General features: G+C 73.4%; 15 protein-coding genes. 2 read left to right on the forward strand and 13 right to left on the reverse strand.

Translation table 11 applies throughout. The annotated features are described in order from the left end of the window. Positions 1-79 precede the first annotated feature (79 nt). The 6 genes from OG247_RS03505 to OG247_RS03530 all read right to left on the reverse strand — a co-directional run bounded on the left by OG247_RS03505 (position 80) and on the right by OG247_RS03530 (position 7313). Entirely contained in the window at positions 80-991 is a 912-nt protein-coding gene (locus OG247_RS03505) for an ABC transporter ATP-binding protein (RefSeq protein ID WP_442813216.1), read from the reverse strand. Beyond that, positions 988-1962, reverse strand: coding sequence for an ABC transporter ATP-binding protein (locus OG247_RS03510; RefSeq protein ID WP_327250777.1), 975 nt, complete (start codon positions 1960-1962; stop codon positions 988-990). The genes OG247_RS03505 and OG247_RS03510 overlap by 4 nt, the downstream gene beginning before the upstream one ends. Beyond that, positions 1959-2849 carry an ABC transporter permease gene (locus tag OG247_RS03515; RefSeq protein ID WP_327250778.1) on the reverse strand — a complete coding sequence of 297 codons (891 nt, stop codon included), beginning with the start codon at positions 2847-2849 and terminating at the stop codon, positions 1959-1961. Before OG247_RS03515 ends, OG247_RS03510 begins: the two co-directional genes overlap by 4 nt. Further along, positions 2846-3826, reverse strand: a complete 981-nt coding sequence (locus OG247_RS03520) for an ABC transporter permease (protein WP_327250779.1) — start codon at positions 3824-3826, stop codon at positions 2846-2848. The genes OG247_RS03515 and OG247_RS03520 overlap by 4 nt, the downstream gene beginning before the upstream one ends. Next, the gene (locus OG247_RS03525) at positions 3823-5496 is read right to left on the reverse strand and encodes an ABC transporter substrate-binding protein (protein ID WP_327250780.1); all 1674 of its coding nucleotides are present in this window, start codon (positions 5494-5496) and stop codon (positions 3823-3825) included. The genes OG247_RS03520 and OG247_RS03525 overlap by 4 nt, the downstream gene beginning before the upstream one ends. Positions 5497-5630: 134 nt before the next feature. Next, complete coding sequence (locus OG247_RS03530; protein ID WP_327250781.1) at positions 5631-7313, reverse strand: amidohydrolase; 1683 nt, start codon at positions 7311-7313, stop codon at positions 5631-5633. A gap of 129 nt (positions 7314-7442) precedes the next feature. On the opposite strand from OG247_RS03530, the gene OG247_RS03535 reads away from it, so the two are divergent. Then, positions 7443-8138, forward strand: a complete 696-nt coding sequence (locus tag OG247_RS03535; RefSeq protein WP_327250782.1) for a TetR/AcrR family transcriptional regulator — start codon at positions 7443-7445, stop codon at positions 8136-8138. Between the two features lie 199 nt (positions 8139-8337). Here the strand turns inward: OG247_RS03535 and OG247_RS03540 are convergent, their stop codons facing one another. Continuing rightward, positions 8338-10380, reverse strand: a complete 2043-nt coding sequence (locus OG247_RS03540; RefSeq protein ID WP_327250783.1) for a prolyl oligopeptidase family serine peptidase — start codon at positions 10378-10380, stop codon at positions 8338-8340. An 88-nt stretch (positions 10381-10468) separates the two neighbouring features. On the opposite strand from OG247_RS03540, the gene OG247_RS03545 reads away from it, so the two are divergent. After that, the gene (locus tag OG247_RS03545; RefSeq protein WP_327250784.1) at positions 10469-11761 is read left to right on the forward strand and encodes an MFS transporter; all 1293 of its coding nucleotides are present in this window, start codon (positions 10469-10471) and stop codon (positions 11759-11761) included. Positions 11762-11771: 10 nt separating this feature from the next. On the opposite strand, the gene OG247_RS03550 is transcribed toward OG247_RS03545, so the two are convergent. The 6 genes from OG247_RS03550 to OG247_RS03575 form a co-directional block, all read right to left on the reverse strand. Then, a complete protein-coding gene (locus tag OG247_RS03550) occupies positions 11772-13040 on the reverse strand; it encodes an MFS transporter (protein ID WP_327250785.1) in 1269 nt (422 codons plus the stop codon). 11 nt (positions 13041-13051) lie between these two features. Continuing rightward, on the reverse strand, positions 13052-14329 hold the full coding sequence (locus OG247_RS03555) for an alkaline phosphatase family protein (RefSeq protein ID WP_327250786.1): 1278 nt from the start codon (positions 14327-14329) through the stop codon (positions 13052-13054). 83 nt (positions 14330-14412) lie between these two features. Beyond that, entirely contained in the window at positions 14413-15471 is a 1059-nt protein-coding gene (locus OG247_RS03560; RefSeq protein ID WP_327250787.1) for a galactokinase, read from the reverse strand. Then, complete coding sequence (locus tag OG247_RS03565; RefSeq protein ID WP_327250788.1) at positions 15468-17414, reverse strand: class I SAM-dependent methyltransferase; 1947 nt, start codon at positions 17412-17414, stop codon at positions 15468-15470. The genes OG247_RS03560 and OG247_RS03565 overlap by 4 nt, the downstream gene beginning before the upstream one ends. Beyond that, positions 17411-18586: a glycosyltransferase gene (locus tag OG247_RS03570; protein WP_327250789.1), complete on the reverse strand. Its 1176-nt coding sequence runs from the start codon at positions 18584-18586 to the stop codon at positions 17411-17413. Before OG247_RS03570 ends, OG247_RS03565 begins: the two co-directional genes overlap by 4 nt. After that, on the reverse strand, positions 18583-19467 hold the full coding sequence (locus tag OG247_RS03575; protein ID WP_327250790.1) for an alpha/beta fold hydrolase: 885 nt from the start codon (positions 19465-19467) through the stop codon (positions 18583-18585). Before OG247_RS03575 ends, OG247_RS03570 begins: the two co-directional genes overlap by 4 nt. Between the last annotated feature and the right edge of the window lie 2 nt (positions 19468-19469).

A 19469-nucleotide genomic window follows, 5' to 3' on the forward strand; every position in this document is an offset into this window, starting at 1 on the left:
CCATGATCACCCGGCTGCCCGGAGGTGCCGGGCCGTCCGCCTCGCCGCCGGGGCGGGCTCGTACGAACCCGCCCCGGCGTCACACCCCTGCCGCCGTCGCCTTCGCTGTCGGAGCCGCCGTCGCCGTCGCCGTCAGCGGGTCCAGCTCTCGGCGGCGCCGGCTGATCGAGTCGGGGTCCCAGCCCGGACGGGGTACGGAGGCCAGCAGCAGCCGGGTGTAGGGGTGCTCTGGGTCGGTGAGGAGCTCGCCCACCGGGCGGTGTTCCATCGTGCGGCCGCGGTACATGACGAGCGCCTCGTCGCAGACGTAGCGGACCACGGCCAGGTCGTGGCTGACGAAGACCAGGCCGATCCCGGTGTCGCGCCGGATGTCGGAGAGCAGGTTGAGCACCTGTGCCTGCACGGAGACGTCGAGGGCGGACACCGCTTCGTCGAGCACCAGGACGGCGGGTTCGACGGCCAGTGCCCGTGCGATCGCGGCGCGCTGGCGCTGTCCGCCGGAGAGCCTGCGGGGCAGGGCGGCGGCCTCGCGGTCGCCGAGGCCGACTTGGGCCAGCAGTTCCCGTACCCGTGCGGCCCGGGCCGTCCGGTCGGACAGGCCGTGCAGTCTGAGCACGCCGTCGACGGTCGCGCCGATGCTGATCCGCGCGTCCAGGGAGAGGTAGGGGTCCTGGAAGACGATCTGCACTGCCTTGGCGCGGGCCAGCCGGGCAGGCCTCCCCCGTACGGAGGCCGCCAGCGGCCGGCCCTGGACCAGGATCTCGCCCGCATCGGGGCGTTCCAGGCCGATCAGCATCCGGGCCGTGGTGGTCTTGCCCGAACCGGATTCGCCCACGATGCCGAGCGCCCCGCCTGCCCGTACGGAGAACGACAGGTCGTCGACGGCGACGACCTCCGTCCCGCCGGTCCGGTAGGTCTTGCGCAGTCCGCTCACCCGGAGGAGCTCCGGAGGGAGTTCCGGGGTGGTGTCCTTGCTCGGAAGGTTGCTCAACTGTCCTCCTTCAGGCCGATTTCGGCGGCGCGGTGGCAGGCGACTTCGGCCGGTCCGTGCCGCACGAGCTCCGGCACGGACCGGTCGCAGCGGCCCGGTTCGGCGAACCGGCAGCGGGGTGCGAAGGCGCAGCCGGGGGCCGACTCCAGCAGGCCCATCGGGGCGCCGGGGATGGGGGTGAGGCGGGCCAGGGGTCCCGCGAGGGGCGGGGAGGATCCGAGCAGGCCCGCGGTGTAGGGGTGCCGGGGGGAGGCGAAGAGTTCCGCGACGGGCGCCGTTTCGACGATCCGGCCCGCGTACATGACGTAGATCCGGTCGCTGACGGAGGCGGCGAGCTCGATGTCGTGGGTGATGAGGAGGAGCCCGAGGCCGCGTTCGCGCTGGAGCCGGCCCAGGACTGCCAGGATCTCGGCCTGGGTGCTGACGTCGAGCGCGGTGGTCGGCTCGTCGCAGAGCAGGAGCCGGGGTTCGGCGGTGAGGGCCGCGGCGATCACGACGCGCTGGAGCATGCCGCCGGAGAGCTCGTGCGGGAACTGGTTCAGGTGGCGGACGGGGTCGGGCAGGCCGACCGCGTCGAGCAGTTCGGCGGCCCTGACGTTCGCCCGGGCCTTGGACCAGCCGTGCACCAGGCGCAGCGGTTCGGTGAGGAAGTCCCCGACCCGGCGTACCGGGTTGATGGCGGCCCGGGGGTCCTGGTAGATCATCGCCGCTTTGTTGGTGCGCACCTCGCGCAGGCTCGCGGGGGTGGCGCCGACCAGGTCGGTGCCGTCCACGCGGACCCGGCCGCCGATCTCGGCGCCCTGCGGGAACAGGCCGAGTGCGGCGCGGGCGGTGACGGACTTGCCGGAGCCGGATTCGCCGACCAGGGCGACGACCTCGCCGGCCGCGACGGTGAGGCTGACCCCGTCGAGGAGGGGGCGGGCCATCGCGGGAAGGGTGACGCGCAGGGCTTGGTAGTCGAGCAGTGTCATCGGGAGTCCCTCCCCGCGAGCCGGTCGCCGAGGTCTTCCCCGACGACGTTGAAGGCGACCACGACCAGGACGACCGCCACGGCCGGCGCGATCGCGGAGAGCGGCTGGCCCTGCAGGACGGCCGCCTGCCCCTGGTTGATCATGGCTCCCCAGTCGGGGGTGGGCGGCTGGACGCCGAGTCCGAGGAAGGAGAGGGCGGCGAGGTCGAGCAGCGCGTAGCCGAAGTTCACCGTCGACTGTGCGAGCAGCGTCGGGGCGATGTTGGGCAGCAGCCTGCGGACGGTGACGTAGAGGGGCGAGTGGCCCTGTACCTGGTAGGCGGCGATGTAGGGCCGGGACTTCTCCCGGACGGCCAGGCCCCGTACGAGGCGTGCGGTGTACGGCATGTAGGCGATGGCCATGGCGATCACCGGAGCCGTCATCCCCTTGCCGAACAGGGCCACCGCGAGGATCGCGAGGAGCAGCGCGGGGAAGGCGAACAGGACGTCGAGGACCCGGCCGACGGCGGTGTCGATCCAGCCTCCGCGCCAGGCGGTGAACAGGCCGACGGCGACACCGAGGACCGTGGAGAACAGCACGACCGCCAGGGGTCCGGCCAGGCTGGTCCGGGTGCCGACGACGAGCGCCGAGAGGGTGTCGTGGCCGCCCTGGTCGGTGCCCAGCCAGTGCTGGGCGCTCGGCCCCAGGAGGGTGTCGCCGAGCTGTCCGAAGGTGGGGTCGTACGGGGCGATCCAGGGGCCCAGGATCGCGAGGAGCACGAACAGGACGAGGAGCGCCAGGCAGGTCCGCTGGAGCCGGCCGCCGCCGAGGCGTCGCAGCCGGGCGAGCGGATCGCGCCGGGCACGGGGGGTACGGGTCGGGACGCCCGTTTCGGGAAGGGTGCTCATCGGGCGCTCCCCGCCGCGGCCGTGCGCGGATCGATCAGTGGGTGGACCAGGTCCACGAGGGCGTTGACGATGACGAAGGCGGCCACCACGAGCAGCACGATGGCCTGGACGACCTGGAAGTCGAGCTGGTCGACGGACTGCACCAGCAGGGAGCCCACGCCGGACATTCCGAAGGCGGTCTCGACGATCGCGGTGCTGACCAGCATGCCGGAGACCAGGAGCGCGGAGACGGTGACGATCGGTCCGAGCGCGTTGCGCAGGACGTGCCGCCTGATCACGGTGCGCCGTGGCGCTCCGCGGCTCAGCGCGACCTCCACGTGGTCGCGGCTCAGCTCGTCGAGCATGGCCGAACGGGTCACGCGGGTCACCAGGGCGGTGAAGGTGACGGAAAGGGCCGCCGCCGGGAGGATCACGTGGTGCAACCGGTCCATGAGGCCTTCGCCGTTGCCGATGGTGGGGAACCAGCCCAGCTCCACCCCGAACACCGACCTGAGCAGCAGGGCGGCGACGAAGGCGGGTGCGGCCGCTCCCACCGTGACGAGCAGCATCAGGGAGCGGTCGGTGCGCGAACCCCGGCGCAGGGCCCCGATGATGCCGGAGCCGATGCCGAACACGGCGATCATCAGGCCGGATACGGCGATCAGCAGCATGGAGGAGGGCAGCCGCGACCAGATGACCGCGGAGACGTCCTGGTGGAAGAGGTAGGAGCGGCCGAAGTCACCGTGCAGCACCCCTTCGAGCCAGTTCCAGTACCGGACCAGGAAGGGTTCGTCGAAGCCGTACTGGCTGCGGAGCGCGGCCAGGTCCTCCGGGCTGGGGCTCCGTCCCTTGACCAGGAAGCTCGCCGGGTCCCCGGGGGCCAGGAAGAGGGAGGAGAAGACGAGGAAGGAGGTGACGAGCAGGGTCGCCGCCATGCCGGCGAGCTTGCGCAGCACCCGTACGGCGCGGGTCTTCGCGGCCGTCGCCGCGGCCGTCATCCCTTGGCTCCGATCTCGGCCGCCCACGGGTAGTAGAGGTAGGCGATGGAGGGCTGGACTCCGGTGATCTTCTTGCCCATGAAGACGCTGACGGGGAGGGTGTAGAGGGGCAGCCAGGGCAGTTCGCGCGAGGCTATCTTCTGTGCCTCGGCGTTGGCGGCCGCGTGCCCGGCCGGGTCGTAGGCCCCGACGGCCTTCTCGACGGCCGCGTCGAAGGCCGGGTCGGACCAGTTGCCGTAGTTGCTGAAGGCTCCGGTCTCCAGCGAGGCGAACATGTCCAGCGGGTCGGTGATGGACGTGTACCAGAAGGTGAGGAAGAGGTCGATGCCCTCGCGGGCCGCGGGGTCGGTGAAGAGGGTCGTGTACTTCTCCGCGGAGAGGGAGTCGATCCGCGGCTTCAGTCCGATGGCGGTGGCGGCCTGGGCGACGGCCTGGGTGATGATCGTGGTCTGCGAGTCCAGGGGGCTGGTCGCGATCACGACCTCCTGGCCGTTCACTCCGGCCTCGGCGGCGAGCGCCTTGGCCTTGGCCGGGTCGTACGGGTACTTCGGCAGGTCCTTCACGAGGGCTTCGCGGGTCGCGGGGGGTGCGTCGGCCCACAGGTTGTCGGTGACGAGGGAGTCGGAGACCTCGCCGACCCCGCCGGCGCCGGCCTTGACGATGCCCTTGCGGTCGATGGCCATGAGGAGCGCCTGGCGGACCTTGGGGTTGCCGAGGGGGCCCTTGAGGTTGGCGACGACCTCGTCGGCGACGGTGGTGTTGCGGCCGAAGTAGAGCTTTCCGGCCTCGGTGGAGCCCAGTTGGGCGTAAGCGTTCGGCGGGACCATCCAGCCGCCGTCGACCTCGCCGCTCTGGAAGGCGTTGACGCGGGTGGTGGCGTCGGCGAGGAAGACGAACTTCACCTCGCCGGACTTGGCCTTCAGCTCCTGGTTCCAGTACCCGTCGAACCGCTTGAGGGTGAGGGACTGGCCGGAGGTCCAGGAAGCGAAGGAGAAGGGGCCGGTGCAGTTCACGCCGGTCTGCGGATTGCCGTAGTCCTTGCCGGACTTGGCCAGGGTGGCGGCGGACTCCACGGTGCCGGGGCTCGCGGCCAGGTACTTGTTGAAGGTGGAGTCCGGCTTGGTCAGGGTGACGGTGACTTCCATCGGGCCGGTCTTGTCGATGGACTTGACGTTCTTGTACTGGTTCGCCCAGACGCTGCCGGTCCCGGGGTCGAGGTTGCGGCTCAGGGAGGCGACGACGTCGTCGGCGGTGAGCACCGTTCCGTCGTGGAAGTGCACGCCGGGGCGGATCTGGTACACCCAGGTGGTCGGTGTCGGGTTGGCGTACGAGGCCGCGAGGCCCGGGGAGGTCGTCAGGTCTGGGTTCCAGCGCAGCAGGCTCTCGCAGACGTTGGCGAGGATCTGGTTGGGCGGGAAGTCGAAGGAGTACGCGTAGTCGATGGTGGTCGGCTCGGCGTAGACGGACCAGGTGAAGGAGTCGACGTTGCCGGCGGCTGCGGGCGTCTTGTCCGTGATCTTGTACGCGGTGGCCCGGTCCGCGTCCTTGTCGGGTGCGGCGCCGCTGCAGGCGCTCGTGACGAGGACGGCGGCCGCGGCAAGGGCGGCCGCGGCGCCGTTGCGGATGCGGCGGCCGCGGTGCAGCGGGGATCCCGATCGGGTTGATGACATCGTCTGACTCCCTGAGGGATGAGCTCGGTGGGGTGGGTGACGCTCGGCCGGTGGCGGGTCGGCCGGAGGGGATACGGCCGGAGGGGATGCGGCCGGTGGCGGGTCGGCCGGAGGGGATACGGGCGGTTCGCGGCTCAGTCGGTCGCGGCGAAGACCAGTTCGCCGTCGATGTAGGTGCGCAGTACGCGGGTGTCGGCGATTTCCATCGGGGGGTGCGCGAAGGGGTCCCGGTCGAGGACGACGAGGTCGGCGTACTTGCCCTCCTCCACCGTGCCGGTCACCTCGTCGAGGTGGTTCACCCAGGCGCTGCCGGCGGTGTAGGCGGTGAGCGCCTGGGAGAGCGTGAGGGCCTGCTCCGGGAAGAACGGCGGCGCCGGCTCGAAGGTCCCGGTCGCGTTGGGGGCCTCGTCGGGTACGGAGCGGTTGACCGCGACGTGGATGCCCCAGAGCGGGTTGGGGCTGCTGACCGACCAGTCGCTGCCGGCGACCAGGCGGGCTCCGGCGCGCTGGAGGTCGCCGAACGGGTACTGGAGGCGGGCCCGTTCCGGTCCCAGGAAGGGGATCGTGAGCTCGTCCATCTGGGGTTCGTGGGCGGCCCACAGGGCCTGGATGTTGGCGGCCGCGTCCAGGCTCGCGAAGCGCTCGATGTCCTCGGGGTGGACGAGCTGGAGGTGGGCGAGGTGGTGGCGGTTGTCGTTGGTCCCGTTGGTCTCGCGGGCCCCGGCGAGGGCGTCGAGCACCTCGCGGACGGCCCGGTCGCCCAGGGCGTGGAAGTGGATCTGGAAGCCGGAGCGGTCGAGGCGGGCCACGGCCTCGGTGAGCACCTCGGGCTCGATGAAGCTGAGTCCGGAGTTGCCGGTGGCGCAGCCGCAGCCGTCGAGGTAGGGCTCCAGCATGCCGGCCGTGAAGTTCTCGGCGATGCCGTCCTGCATGATCTTCACGCTGGTGGCGTTGAAGCGGCCCACCTGTCCCCCGGCGCGGCGCTCCTCCAGTTCGGGTATCTGCTCCAGGCCGCGTTCGCGGTCCCACCACAGCGCGCCGACGACGCGGGCGCGCAGGGAGCCCTCGCGGGCTGCGCGCAGGTAGACGCCGTAGTTGTCGGGGTTGCCGGGGAAGGAGCCGATCATGGCGTCCTGCCAGCTGGTGACGCCGAGGGAGAAGAGGTGCTCCTGTGCGGCCAGCAGGCCCGCGTGGGCCTCGTCGGGCGTCGCGAGGGGCACGTGGTGGGCCACCAGCTCCACGGCGCCTTCCTGGAGGGTGCCGGCCGGGCTTCCGTCTTCCTCCCGCTCGATCCGGCCGTCGGCCGGATCGGGGGTGGTGCGGTCGACCCCGGCGATCTCGAGCGCCCTGGTGTTGACCCAGGCGCCGTGGCCGTCCCGGTTGGTGAGGAGGACGGGCCGGTCCGGGACCACGGCGTCGAGCATGGCGCGGGTCGGCGTGCCCCCGGGGAAGATGTCCATCGACCAGCCGCCGCCGCGGATCCAGGCCGCCTCGGGGTGGGTCCGGGCGAATTCCGCGACCACCGCGAGGTAGCCCTCGATGGTGCGCTCCTCGCTGAGGTCGCAGCCGAGCATCTGGACGCCGGCCACCGCGGGGTGCACGTGGGCGTCCTGGAATCCGGGGACGAGCAGTCCTCCCGCGAGGTCGACGACCTCGGTGTCGGCGTCCGCGAGCGAGCGGACGGTGGCCGCGTCGGCGACGGCGATGATCCGGCCGCCTCCGACGGCGACGGCGGCGTCGATCGGGGTCGGAGAGGTCCCGGTGAAGACCCGCCCCCCTACGAAGACGATGTCGGCACGCTGCCTGGTGTTGCCCATCGACGCATCCTTCGGCTCGGCGGGTGAGCCCCGCACGGCTGGTTCGTTGAGGAGGAGTGAACGGGAGCGCAACAATGTTGTCAACGGTGTTGCGCTGCCTCTGTTCCACATCGTTACACTGGCCCCACCATGCCGAAGTCATCCGACACACCCACCCGGTCCAAGCGCGCCGGCAGCCAGCTCACACCCGACGCGATCATCGAAGCGAGCCTGCGCATCGCGGCTCGCGGCAGCGAGGACGCCTTCACCGTCCGACGGCTCGGCGAGGAACTCGGCGCCGACCCGACCGCGATCTACCGGCACTTCCGCGACAAGGACGAGCTGTTGCTGTCGGTCGCCGACCGCATGCTCCGCGAGGTGCTCGACCGCATCCCCGAGGGGCTCGACTGGAAGGACCGGCTGCGGGCACTCGCCGAAGGTTCCCTCGAGGTCGCGCTCAGGTACCCGGTGGTCGGCTCCACCATGGCCAGCCGGACCACGCGCAGGCCCAACGAGTTCCGTGTCGTGGAGCTGATCCTCGGCGCGGTGACGGAGGCCGGCCTCGAAGGGGCCGAGGCCGCCGTCCACTACCGGATGGTCGGCGACTCCCTCCTCGCCTACGTCGGCCAGCGCGCCGCCTACCTGCTGTTCGACGCGGACGTACGGGCCGCCGACGAGTCCTCCTGGAACCGCGAGTACCGCCTGGTCGACCCCGATGGATTCCCCAACATCACCCGGCTCGGCGCCCAGCTGGCCGAGGTCACGGAAGAGCAGATCTTCGCGACCAGGGTCGAGGCACTGATCAACGCGATCGAGACCCGGGTCCGGGCGCTGCGCGGAGCCTGATCCGGGGCCGCCGGCCCCGTTCGCCCCGCCCGCGGACACCCGTCCGCGGACATTCCCCTGCCAAAAGTGGCGCAACACCGTTGACAACGGCGTTGCGCCACCGCTCCACTCCCCTCTCGGCGCGGGTCACCTCAGCGCGGGTCACCTCAGCGCGGGTCACCTCAGCGCGGGTCACCTCGGCGCAGTCACCGCTGCGGGGTCACCGCTGCGGGGTCAGCCGCTCCCACAGGAAGGTGTGGACCAGCGCCTCGTTGAAGGCGCTCTGTCCGTGGTCGGTGGCGCCCGAGTGGCCGCCGCCGAGGTGCTCGTGGAAGAGGACGGGGTGACCCGACTCCCGCAGCCGGGCGGCCATCTTGCGGGCGTGCCCGGGGTGCACGCGGTCGTCGCGGGTCGAGGTCAGCAGGAGCAGCGGCGGGTACGGGGGCCCCTCGGTCCGGACCTGGTGGTACGGGGAGATCCGCTCGAGGTGGGGCCGGTCGGCCGGGCTGTCGGGGTCCCCGTACTCGGCGATCCAGCTCGCTCCGGCGAGCAGCTTGTGGAAGCGGAGCATGTCCAGCAGCGGCACGTGGGCAACGACCGCGCCGAACAGTTCGGGGTCGCGGGTGAGCATCGCGCCCATGAGGAGCCCGCCGTTGCTGCCGCCTTCGATGCCGAGCTGGGCGGGGGTGGTGACGTCCCGGGCGATGAGGTCCCGGGCCACGGCGGCGAAGTCCTCGTAGGCCCGGACCCGGTTCGCCCCGAGCGCGGCCTTGTGCCAGTCCGGCCCGTACTCGTGTCCGCCCCGGATGCCCGCCACCACGTAGGTGCCGCCGCGCGCGAGCCAGGCCCGGCCGGTGACGGCGCTGTAGGACGGGACCATGGAGATCTCGAAGCCGCCGTAGCCGTAGAGCAGGGTGGGGCCGGGGCCGCTGCGGTCCTCGGGGCCGACGACGAAGTACGGGACCTCCGTGCCGTCCGCGGAGCGCGCGAAGTACTGGCGGACCGCGAGGCCGGCGGTGTCGAAGAGGGCCGGGCCCTGCTTGACGGTCTCGTCGGCGCCGGCCGGGGCCGTACCCCGGTAGAGGGTGGACGGCTGGAGGTGGCCCGAGACGTTCAGGAAGAACTCGTCGCTCACGTCCGGATCGGTGCCGGTGACGGACGCCGTGGACAGCGGCGGTACGCCCGCGAGCGGGGTGCGGCTCCAGCCGTCGGGTCCCGGCCCGGGGGTCAGGATCTCCAGCCGGGAGGAGACGTCGGCGCTGGTGGTGAGGATCAGGTGGTGGCGGGTCCAGCTCCAGCCCGCGAGGGCGGTGTGCTCGTCCGGGGTGAAGAGCACGGCCGCCTCCCGCTCCCCCGCCCGGAAGGCCTCGAAGTCGAAGGCGAGCAGGCTGCCCGCGACGTGGCCGAGCCACGGGGACTTCGGCGCGACGATCAGCCACTCGCGGTGGACGGAGGCACCGGCGTCGTCCGGGACCTCGATCCTCTCGGGCCCGGCCGCCGGATCCGGGGTTCCGTCCCCGGGGAGCAGGAGCAGCTCCTGCTTCCAGAAGTCGATCTGCCGGTGGACGAAGTCCCGTTCAAAACCGGGCGTGTCATCGTGCCAGCCGGATGCGTTGAGGTCCGTCGGCCGGCCCTCGTAGACCGTTTCCGCCTCCGCGAGGGGGGTGCCGCGCCGCCATCGGCGCACCTGGAGCGGGTAGCCGGAGACGGACATCGAACCGGGGCCGAAGTCCGTGCCGATCCAGACCCGGTCCTGGTCGATCCAGCCGATATAGGTCCTGGCCTCGGCGACTTCGAAGCCACCGGTGACGAACTCCCGCTGCTCCAGGTCGAACTCGCGCACCACACAGGCGTCCGCGCCGTCCCTGGACAGCATGACCAGGGCATGGCGGTGATCGGGAGCCAGGACGGCGGCGCCCGCCCAGGCCCACTTCTCCCCCTCGGCCTCGGCGAGCGCGTCCAGGTCGAGGACCGGCTCCCAGTCGGGCCGCTCCTCGCGGTACTCCTCCAGGGTGGTGCGCCGCCACAGGCCGCGTACGTGGTCGGCGTCCTGCCGGAAGTTGTAGAGGTGGCGTCCCCGCCGGCGCGTATACGGGATCCTGCCGTCGTCGTCGAGGGCCTCGCGGATCTCCGGCTCCAGCACCTTGAACCCTGGATCCGAAGCCAGTGCGGACACCGTTTCTTCGTTGCGCTCGCGCACCCAGGAGAGGGCGGCCTCGCCGGTGACGTCTTCCAGCCAGAGGTAGGGGTCTGCATCGCTCATCCGCCGATTGTGCAGGATCGGACGGCGGCCCGGGCCACGAGCGAAAATCGGTTGCCCGCCGGCGGTCGGCCGCCGACGATGGCCACTCGTGAGCAGATCCCGTTTCGCCTCCGTACTGCCCGACCTGGCCCCGCTGCGGTCCAGCCCCGATTTCCGGCTGCTGTTCTACCAGGGCACGGTCACCTACTTCGGCTCGTTCATGGCGATGATCGCGCTGCCGCTCCAGATCAAGCACCTGACGGACTCACCCCTCGCGGTCGGTGCGATGGGCGCGGTGGAGCTGCTCCCGATGGTGGTCTTCGGTCTTTACGGGGGCGCCCTCGCCGACGCCGTGGACCGGCGGCGGATGATCCTGCTGACGGAGGCCGGGCTCGGCGTGCTCGCCCTGATCCTCCTGGTCAACGCGGCCCTGCCGAGTCCCCTGCTGTGGCCGATGTACGTGGTCGCGGCCGGCGTATCGGCACTGACCGGCCTGCAGCGGCCGGCCATGGACTCGCTCATGGCGCGGATCGTGCCGCACGACCAGCTCACCGCAGCCGCCGCGCTGAACGGGCTGCGCTACCAGTTCGGCGCCATCGCCGGTCCTGCCGTGGCCGGTCTGGTCGTCGCGTACGCCGGGTACGTCAGCGCGTACGCGGTCACCGTCGCGGGGTTCCTCGTCTCGGTGCTGCTGTGCCTGCGGCTGCGTCCGGCTCCGCCCGCGCGGGACGCCGAGCGGCCCTCGCTGCGGGGGATCGCCGAGGGGGCCCGGTACGCGTGGAGCCGGCCCGTGCTGCTGGGCACCTACGCCGTGGACATGGCGGCGATGCTCTTCGCCTTCCCGAACGCCATCTTCCCCTTCCTCGCGGACGAGCTCGACGCCGTGTGGGCGCTGGGTCTGATGTACGCGGCGGGCGCGGTGGGCTCGCTGGCGCTGGGGCTGACCAGCGGCTGGGCCTCGCGGGTACGCCGGCACGGGCTGCTGGTGGTGTGCGGGGCCGCGGTCTGGGGCCTGGCCATCGCGGCCGCGGGCTGGTCCGGGAACATCTGGCTCGTGCTGCTGTGCCTCGCGGTCGCCGGCGCGGGCGACATGCTCAGCGGGCTCGGGCGCGCCACCATCTGGAACCAGACGATCCCCGACGAACTGCGGGGCCGGCTCGCGGGCATCGAGGTGCTCTCCTACACGGTCGGCCCGCAGCTCGGCCAGGTCCGCGCGGGCACGATGGCCGGCTGGACCGGCACCCGCCCGGCCTTCTGGAGCGGCGGGCTCGCCTGCGTGGCCTCGGTGGCGTTGCTGGCCGCCCTGCTGCCGAAGCTGATCTCCTACGACGCGGACACCGACGAGGACGCCCTGCGGCAGCGGGCCGCCAAGGAGCCGCAGCCGAGCGGAGCACCGGCCTGAGCCGATGACCTCACCCCTCGGGGGATTCCTCCCCCGAGGCGTGGCCGCGGCCCCCGAAGGCGGACGTGGCCGCGGTGGTGGCGGTCAGGGCCAGCAGCAGTCCCCCGGCCGCCGCGGCCAGCGCCGGGCCCGGTCCCCACAGGGTCCAGGCGGCCCCGAAGAGCAGGGACCCCGCGAACCGCGCCAGGGCCTGCGCCGTCTGGAGCACCGCGAGCCCGGTGGTGCGCAGCCCGGGGGGCAGCAGCGGCCCGGCGGCGGCCATCAGTACCCCGTCGGTGGCCGCGTAGAACAGGCCGAGCAGGCCGAGGACCCCGCACACGAGCGCGGGCCCGGGCGGTACCGGGGCCAGGAGCAGCAGGCAGGCGCCGAGCAGCAGCAGGTGGCCGCCGAGGAAGACCCGGTGGCGGCCCAGCCGGTCGGCGAGCCGGCCCACGGGCACGGCGGCCAGCAGGAACACGGCCGCGGTGCCGACCGCCAGCAGCGGGAACCAGGCGGCCGGCAGGTCCAGGCGGCGCTGGAGCAGCAAGTAGAGGAAAGCGTCCCCGACGGTGAACAGGCCGAGCACGGCGGCCGTCAGACAGAGCCTGCGCAGGCCCGGGATCCGCAGGAGGGTACGGACCGATGGGGTCCCGGCTTCCGGTGCGGGCGCGGGGCTCTCCCGTACGAACAGGGCCAGCACCAGGACGCCCAGCACCGCGAGGCAGCAGCTGACGGTGAACACGGCCTCGTACCCGTCCACCGCCACCCAGAGCACGCCGAACGCGGCCAGCGGTCCCAGCAGGGCACCGGTCGTGTCCAGCGCGCGGTGCACGCCGAAGGCGCGGCCCTGCTCCCCCGGCGGGCAGGACAGTGAGATCAGCGCATCGCGCGGGGCGGTGCGCAGCCCCTTCCCGGTCCGGTCGGCGGCGAGCACCGCCGCCACCGACCAGGGGGTGGTGACCGCGAGCAGGGCGGCCTTGCAGGCGGCGGAGATCGCGTAACCGGTGCCGGCGACGAGCTTGCGGCGCTGCGTGCGGTCCGAGACCCGTCCGCCCACGAGGCGCAGCAGCGCGGTGGCGCCCTGGCTGAGTCCGTCCAGGGCGCCGAAGGCGAGCGGGGACATCCCGAGTCCGGCCACCAGGTACAGCGGCAGGACGGCGGTGACCATCTCCGCGGAGACATCCGTGACCAGGCTGACCATGCCGAGCGCGAGCACCGTGCCGGGGACGGCCCGCAGGGGGCCCTTCGGAGCCGGAGGGTCTGCGGCGATGTCCGCCGCACGGCTGGTCGACAGGTACACGGGTGCCTCCTTTAGAACCAGGTGAGGGTGAGGGGGAAGGTGGTGGTGGCGGTGGCTCCGGTGGTGTCGGTGGCGGTGGCGGTGATCTGGAGGGTTCCGGTGGCCCAGGGTTTGCCGGTGATGCGGCCGGTGGTGGTGTCGAGGGTCAGGCCCCAGGGCAGTCCGGTGGCGGCGTAGCGGACCGGGGGCTTGCCGCCCGTGGTGGTGAGCTGGACGGTGCAGTTCTGGTTGAACTTGCAGCTCTGCGGGCCGGGGTTGGCCAGCTTCAGCTCGGCCGAGGTCGGGGTGGGGGTCGGCGTGGGAGTGGGGGTCGGGGTGGCGGTCGGGGTCGGGGTCGGGGTCGGGGTCGTCGAGCCGAACACCTCACTGATCGGCTGCACGTTGGCGGCGTTCCCGGCGTGCGTCGCCGTGCCGAACAGGTCCTCGAAGGTGCGCAGCAGGTGGTGGTGGTTGAAGGCCGTGGAGTAGGTACCCGTCTTGACGTTCGCTCCGTAGAAGACGGTGGCGATCTGGTTGGAGCCGAGGTAGTTGTCCTCGTCCCAGGTCAGCACCAGCAGGCTGTTGTTGGCCTTCGCCCACTGCGCGTAGGCGTCGATGTTGTTCTTCGTCCAGGTGTCGCCCGTGCCGACCGAGCAGGAGTGCATGTCGTTGCACTGGTTGGGGACGATGAACGACAGGTTCGGCAGCGCCGCGAAGTTGTTCTGCGGGAACTGCGCCCAGGTCTTGCCGGTGTTCAGCGGCACGTTCTTGAAGGCGAACCACGGGTTGTGCTTCTGGGCGTACTGGCCGTTGGTGCAGGCCGTGGAACCCTCGCTCGGCAGGTCCTCGTTGTACGTCGCGAAGGTCTTGCCCGCCGCGATCAGCTCCTGTCCCAGGTTGGGCGCGGTCATCGACTGCGGGGTGTAGCAGCCGTCCCCGGTGATGCCCTGGGTGGCGCCGGAGAAGAGGTTGAAGTAGTTCGGCTGGCTGGGGTGGGTCAGCGCCTTCATTCCGGTCAGGCTCGCGCCGCCGCTCGCCAGCTGGTTGATGTACGGGGCGTTGGCGCTGCCCATGATCTCGCCGTACTGCTTGTTCTCGTACACGACGACGACCACGTGGTCGTACGCGGGCAGGGCGGCCGTGGCCGAAGGGGCCGCTGAACCGGTTTCGGCGGCTTGGGAGTTGGCGATGGTGAAGGCGCCCAGCAGGCCGAGGGCGCCGATGCCGGCGATCAGGGCGGACCGGTGGACCCGGTGTCTCGCGCGAGGGGTCGCGCTCGCGCTCGGTGTGGTCGGGGGGCTGAGGGGCATGGGTGGTTCCTCCTCGTGATGAGTGGTGGGGTGCTAGGGGTCGGGGTCGGGTCAAGGTCGGGGGCCGGTGTCAGGCCCCGGTGTCACGCCTCGCGGCGGGCCGCTCCGGCGACGGTGATGTTCAGGAACCGGGGCACGGACAGCCCCCGGTCGCGGAAGTCCTCCGCGACCGCCGCCCGGACCTCCGTCAGCCGGGCCTCGGGCAGCAGGACCAGCACGCTCCGCCCCGGCCGCTGCCCGGGCGGCCAGGCGCTCAGGGCTCCGGCCCGGCGGGCGCACCCGACGGCCCGGGCCAGGTCGGCCGTACGGTCCTGCGCGCCGTCGGGGTCCGGCCGCAGGGCCAGCAGCACCAGGCGCGCGCCCGACCCGGCCGGGTCGAAGACCACGTACCGCTGGCGTTGCCGCCGGGCCTCCGGCCGGGGCACGCCGTCGCCGAGCAGCAGGGCCCTGCCCGGCCGGGCGAAGAGGGCGCCCCGGCGCAGGGCGTCGTCTCCGTCCGGCAGCGCCTCCGCCATGAGCCGGGCCAGCCGCACCCGGTCCGGGTCCTCGCCCGGCGGTGTGTGGACGTCGGCCACCGCGAGCGCCACCGCGCAGTCGGCCGCCTCCTCCGTGGCCAGCCCGGCGGCCGCGGTGAGGGAGCCCTGCACGTGCAGGTCGGTCCCGCCCCGGCCATACCCGGCCCGGGCCAGCGCGCGCAGCAGCGCGTAGGGACGGGCGGCCCAGGCCGGGGTGGCGGGCGGCGGACCGGACAGGGTCAGGGGGAGGTCGCAGCCGTCCGCCGGGTGGGCCAGGGAGCTGAGCCGTACCACGCCGTCGGCGCGCGGGGCCGCCGCGGCCGCGACCGGCCAGCCGGCCGCGGCGACGAGGCCCGGGGAGCCCAGGTGGAAGGTGTACGGGGCGCTCCAGACGGCGGCCGGGGGGCGGCCGTGGGCGGCCTCCAGGGCGTAGGCGACCAGGCGGAAGAGGGGATCGGCGGTGGCCCGGCGGGCGAGGTCTCCTCCGGTGGGGGCCCCGGGGCCGGGGCCGGCGGCGGCCGGGTCGGGGACGGTGACGGCGGGGACGGCGGGGACGGTGACGGCGGGGACGGTGACGGCGGGGACGACGGCGGCGACCGGGCCGGTCCGCGCGCCGGGGCCCGTCACAGCTCGTCCTTGCGGGCCAGCATCCGGTAGGCGTTGCCGCCGTCCGTGCGGCGGGCGGCGGCGCTGCGCAGTCCGTCGAGCACCGCCGCGGCGGCGAAGCAGGGCAGCGAGGCCAGCCGTACGGCGCCGGTCAGAACGCGCCGGCCGGTGGTGGCCGGGGGCCCCCAGGGGCGGTCCGGGTCGGGGGCCAGCCGGGTCGCGGTCAGGGCCACCGCACCGAAGAAGTCGTTGCCCTGGTGGGCGGGCCCGTGTTCCTCGGCGAGGACGGTGAAGCCCCGGTCGGCCAGCGCCTCGCGCAGGTTCGAGGAGGGGATCAGGTGCTGGTGCTGCGGCTGGAACCAGGGCAGCCAGGCCGGACCGAGCAGCCGGGCCATCCGGGACTCGGGGTCGGGGAGTTCGATGGTGAGGTAGCCGCCGGGGGCGAGGACGGCGGCCGCCGTGTCCAGTTCGGTGAGCGGGTCCCGGGTGTGCTCCAGGTAGTGGTACATGCTGACCACCTCGTACTGGCCGGCCAGTTTGACCGCGAACTCCGGGAACTGGCCCTGGTAGCCCGTCTCCGCCCAGCCGCGTCGCTCGGCCTCGCGGACCCCGTCGCCCATGTCGAGCCCGTCGAAGCGGGTGTCGGGCCACACGGCGCGTGCCGCGTTGCAGAAGTGGCCGTGTCCGGTGCCCACATCGAGCCAGGACACGGGATCGGTGTGCGGGCGGAGCATTTCGGCCCGGCCGCGGTAGGCGGCGCCGAGCCGGCCGAACACGGTGGCCGCGCCCTCGCCGCCGCGGCCGTCGTAGAAGTCGCGGTAGTAGAACTCCAGTCCCTCCAGGGAGAGTCGGGGGTTCTGGAACACGTGCCCGCAGGCTCCGCACTGTTCCAGGGTGAACCGGCCGGGCTTGCCCTGGAGCATGTCGGGCACCCGGACCCGGACGGTGAGCTGGAGGGAACCGCACCAGGGGCAGTCCGGCCGGCGCGGTTCGAAGAACCGGTCGGTCCCGGCGGCCAGGTCGGCCCGGTACGCCTGGACGGAGGCGGCCGGGAGGCAGTCGGCCGCCACGGACTCCGGTCGGACCGGCTCGGCCCCCGGCGTACGGGACGTCGCGGCGGCCGTGCTCAGGGCCGCGCCGAGGGAGCGTACGGGCCGGGCGGCCGTGGCCCGGGCGAGGTCTGCGGGACGCAGGGGTGTGCCGGGCCGCCCGAGGGCGAGGTAGGGCTGGATCCAGTACAGCCCCGCCGCGGCGGCCCCCCACCGTCCCTGGCGTACGGCGACACCCGCCAGCAGGGCCAGCCCGGCGAGCTGCGCGGCGGCGAGCGCGAGGGGCGGCAGTCCTTGGGCGCGCAGTTCGGCCGCCCGCGCCGGTCCGGTGGCGGCGGCTCGTGGTCCGCAGCTCAGGGCGGGTGCGATGGCCAGTCCCGTGGCGTCGGCGGCGAACTCCTTCACGCGCCGGATCACGGCCATGAGGTCCGCCGGAGTGGCGCCCGGGCCCGCCGGGTCCACCCCGGCGCGGGCGAGCACCTCCTCGGTGACGAGCACGGCGAACCCGGCGCCGCGCCCCTCGCCGAGCCGGTCCTGCCGGTAGCCGGCCGGGTCGACCAGGCGCAGCAGGCTGAGCACCCGCTCGGCGGGCAGGTCCCCCGGCAGCAGGTCCAGTACCTGCAGCCCCTCCCGGTCGGCGTGCGCGCAGGCGGCGAGGAAGGTGGCCGTGTCGGGCTCCACCCCGTCGGCGGTGAGCAGCCGCCACCCGGCGGCGCGCGGTAGCCCGGCGTCCGCGTACGCGGCCATGGGCAGCACCGGGACCGCCCGCAGTCGGCGGGCGGCGCGGACGGTGCCCGCGCCGAGGGCGGCGAGCAGCAGGGCGGAGGTCCACCGGACGCCGGGCAGAAGGAGGGGCACGGACAGGCGCGCGGAGAGGGGCATCCGGGCGGGGAAAGGGAGCGGGGAGCGCGTCATACGAGTTCCTCCAACCGGTCGGCCGCGGCGGCGGCCCCGCCGGCCGCGGCGAATGAGGCCTGGATCCGCCGGGCGCCCCGGCGGTGGCCGGGTTCGTCCAGGACGGCCGTCAGCGCGTCGCGCAGTTCCTCGGCCCTGGTCCTGCCGAACCGCACCCGCACCCCGGCCCCGGCTTCCACGACCTGCCGGGCGACGATCGGCTGGTCGTCGCGGATCGGGGCGACCACCAGCGGCAGCCCGTGCGCGAGGGCCTCGCAGACGGTGTTGTGGCCGCCGTGGCAGACGACCGCGTCCAGGTGGCGCAGCAGCGCAAGCTGCGGGACGCTGTCGCGCCGCAGTACGTTCCCGGGGACGGCACCGACCAGCGCGGCGGGAGCCACCAGGACCAACTGGACCTCCTTGTCGAGCCGTTCGGCGGCGCCCAGCACCGCACCGTAGAACCGGCCCCCGGCCTCCTGGTTGAGGGTTCCCAGCGAGACGAGCACCCGCCGCCGCTCGGGATCCAGCCGTTCCCAGGGGAATCCGGGTACGGACGGCCGGGCCCCGAAGGCCGGACCGACGAAGGCGTAGTGCGGCGGGAACTTCCGATCCCCGCCGACCAGTTCGCGGCTGGAGAAGACCAGGACCAGCCGCTCCGAGAACCGCGGATCCCACGGCGCCCCGGCCGGCTCGGGATCGGCCCCGCACTCCGCCAGCAGTCCGGCGATCTGCGCGGCGACCCACTCTCCGACCTTCGGGAAGTCCGCGAAGGGAAGGGTGAGTTCGGCCGAGGTGCTGGCGGAGGTCACCCAGGGCACACCGAGCCGCCGCGCGGCCACCGGGCCGGCCAGGGCCTGCTGATCGGCGACGACCACGTCCGGCCGGAAGGCGCCGACCGCCCGGACCACGCCGGGGAGCATCGCCCTGGCCAGGGGGACCAGCGCCTCCTCCCAGAGGAACCGCAGCGCCCCGACCCCGCGCAGATCGCGCCAGCGGGCGTGCATCATCGCGTAGTCGCCGCCCGCCTCCGCGCCGGCGGAGAGGATCCGGGCGTGCTCGGGCAGCAGCCGGGCCAGCGCCCCGGGCGGGCCGGTCCAGGCGACCTCGTGGCCGCGGGCGGCCAGTTCGGCGCCGACCGCCACGGTCGGATTGACGTGCCCCGCGAGCGGCGGCACCGTGAAGAGCACCCTCATCGGACCAGCGCTCCCGCCCGCGGTCGCACCGTCGACGTCGGGGCCGCCGCCGTCGCCGGGCGTGCCCCCGCCGCGGCCGTGGCCGTCGCGTCGAGGTGGGCGAGTACGGCCGCGCGCAGCGCTCCGCTGTTCTCCTTGAGCACGTCGTGCCCGAGGCCCGGCAGGATCTCGACGGCGGTGACCTGCGGGGCGTGCCGGGCCAGTTCCAGGGCCCCCGGGACCAGTTCGGAGTGCTCGCCGCAGACGATCAGGACGGGGCAGCGCAGTGCGGCGTAGTCGGCCGGGGTGAAGGTGCGGCTCGCGGCGATGTCGTCGATGAGGGTGGTGCGGTTGAGCAGGTCGTCGGCGATGGCCGTGAGGTTGGCCGCCTTGCGCAGCCGCAGGGTGAGCAGCTCGGCGGGTACCGCGCTGTCCTCGAGGCTGAGGGCGGCCGCCGACAGGGTGTCCACCATGTTGTCCACCCAGGCTCCGCTGAGCGGGGGTTCGAGCAGAGTGAGCCCGGCGACCAGGTCGGGCCGGGCGAGGGCGGCGTGCAGCGCCAGGGTCCCGCCGTAGCTGTTGCCCACGAGGTGCACCCGGCGGTGTCCGAGGCCGAGCGCGCCGAGCAGGGCGAAGAGGTCCCGTACGGCGGTGCGGCTGTCGTAGCCGGTGGCCGGGCGCTCGGTACGGCCGTGGCCGCGCAGGTCGTAGAGGACCACCTCGTGCCCGCCCCGGGCCACCGGGACGGCCAGGGGGCAGTAGAAGGAGGAGAGGTTGTCGACGACCAGTCCGTGCAGGAACACGACCACGGGGCGGTCGGCGGTGTCGGGGCCGGCGGCGTGCGCGGTGGCCGGGAGCTGTTGGACGTGGAAGCGGACGGCGCCCGCGGGAACGAAGGCCATGG

Source organism: Streptomyces sp. NBC_01244 (assembly GCF_035987325.1).
Taxonomy (GTDB): Bacteria; Actinomycetota; Actinomycetes; order Streptomycetales; family Streptomycetaceae; genus Streptomyces.

What these genes read in the sequence shown, in the direction of transcription:
- OG247_RS03510 (WP_327250777.1), bottom strand. Translation starts at nt 1,962, where the DNA reads ATGACACTGCTCGACTACCAAGCCCTGCGCGTCACCCTTCCCGCGATG.
- OG247_RS03515 (WP_327250778.1), bottom strand. Translation starts at nt 2,849, where the DNA reads ATGAGCACCCTTCCCGAAACGGGCGTCCCGACCCGTACCCCCCGTGCC.
- OG247_RS03520 (WP_327250779.1), bottom strand. Translation starts at nt 3,826, where the DNA reads ATGACGGCCGCGGCGACGGCCGCGAAGACCCGCGCCGTACGGGTGCTG.
- OG247_RS03525 (WP_327250780.1), bottom strand. Translation starts at nt 5,496, where the DNA reads ATGTCATCAACCCGATCGGGATCCCCGCTGCACCGCGGCCGCCGCATC.
- OG247_RS03530 (WP_327250781.1), bottom strand. Translation starts at nt 7,313, where the DNA reads ATGGGCAACACCAGGCAGCGTGCCGACATCGTCTTCGTAGGGGGGCGG.
- OG247_RS03535 (WP_327250782.1), top strand. Translation starts at nt 7,443, where the DNA reads ATGCCGAAGTCATCCGACACACCCACCCGGTCCAAGCGCGCCGGCAGC.
- OG247_RS03540 (WP_327250783.1), bottom strand. Translation starts at nt 10,380, where the DNA reads ATGAGCGATGCAGACCCCTACCTCTGGCTGGAAGACGTCACCGGCGAG.
- OG247_RS03555 (WP_327250786.1), bottom strand. Translation starts at nt 14,329, where the DNA reads ATGCCCCTCAGCCCCCCGACCACACCGAGCGCGAGCGCGACCCCTCGC.
- OG247_RS03565 (WP_327250788.1), bottom strand. Translation starts at nt 17,414, where the DNA reads ATGACGCGCTCCCCGCTCCCTTTCCCCGCCCGGATGCCCCTCTCCGCG.
- OG247_RS03570 (WP_327250789.1), bottom strand. Translation starts at nt 18,586, where the DNA reads ATGAGGGTGCTCTTCACGGTGCCGCCGCTCGCGGGGCACGTCAATCCG.
- OG247_RS03575 (WP_327250790.1), bottom strand. Translation starts at nt 19,467, where the DNA reads ATGGCCTTCGTTCCCGCGGGCGCCGTCCGCTTCCACGTCCAACAGCTC.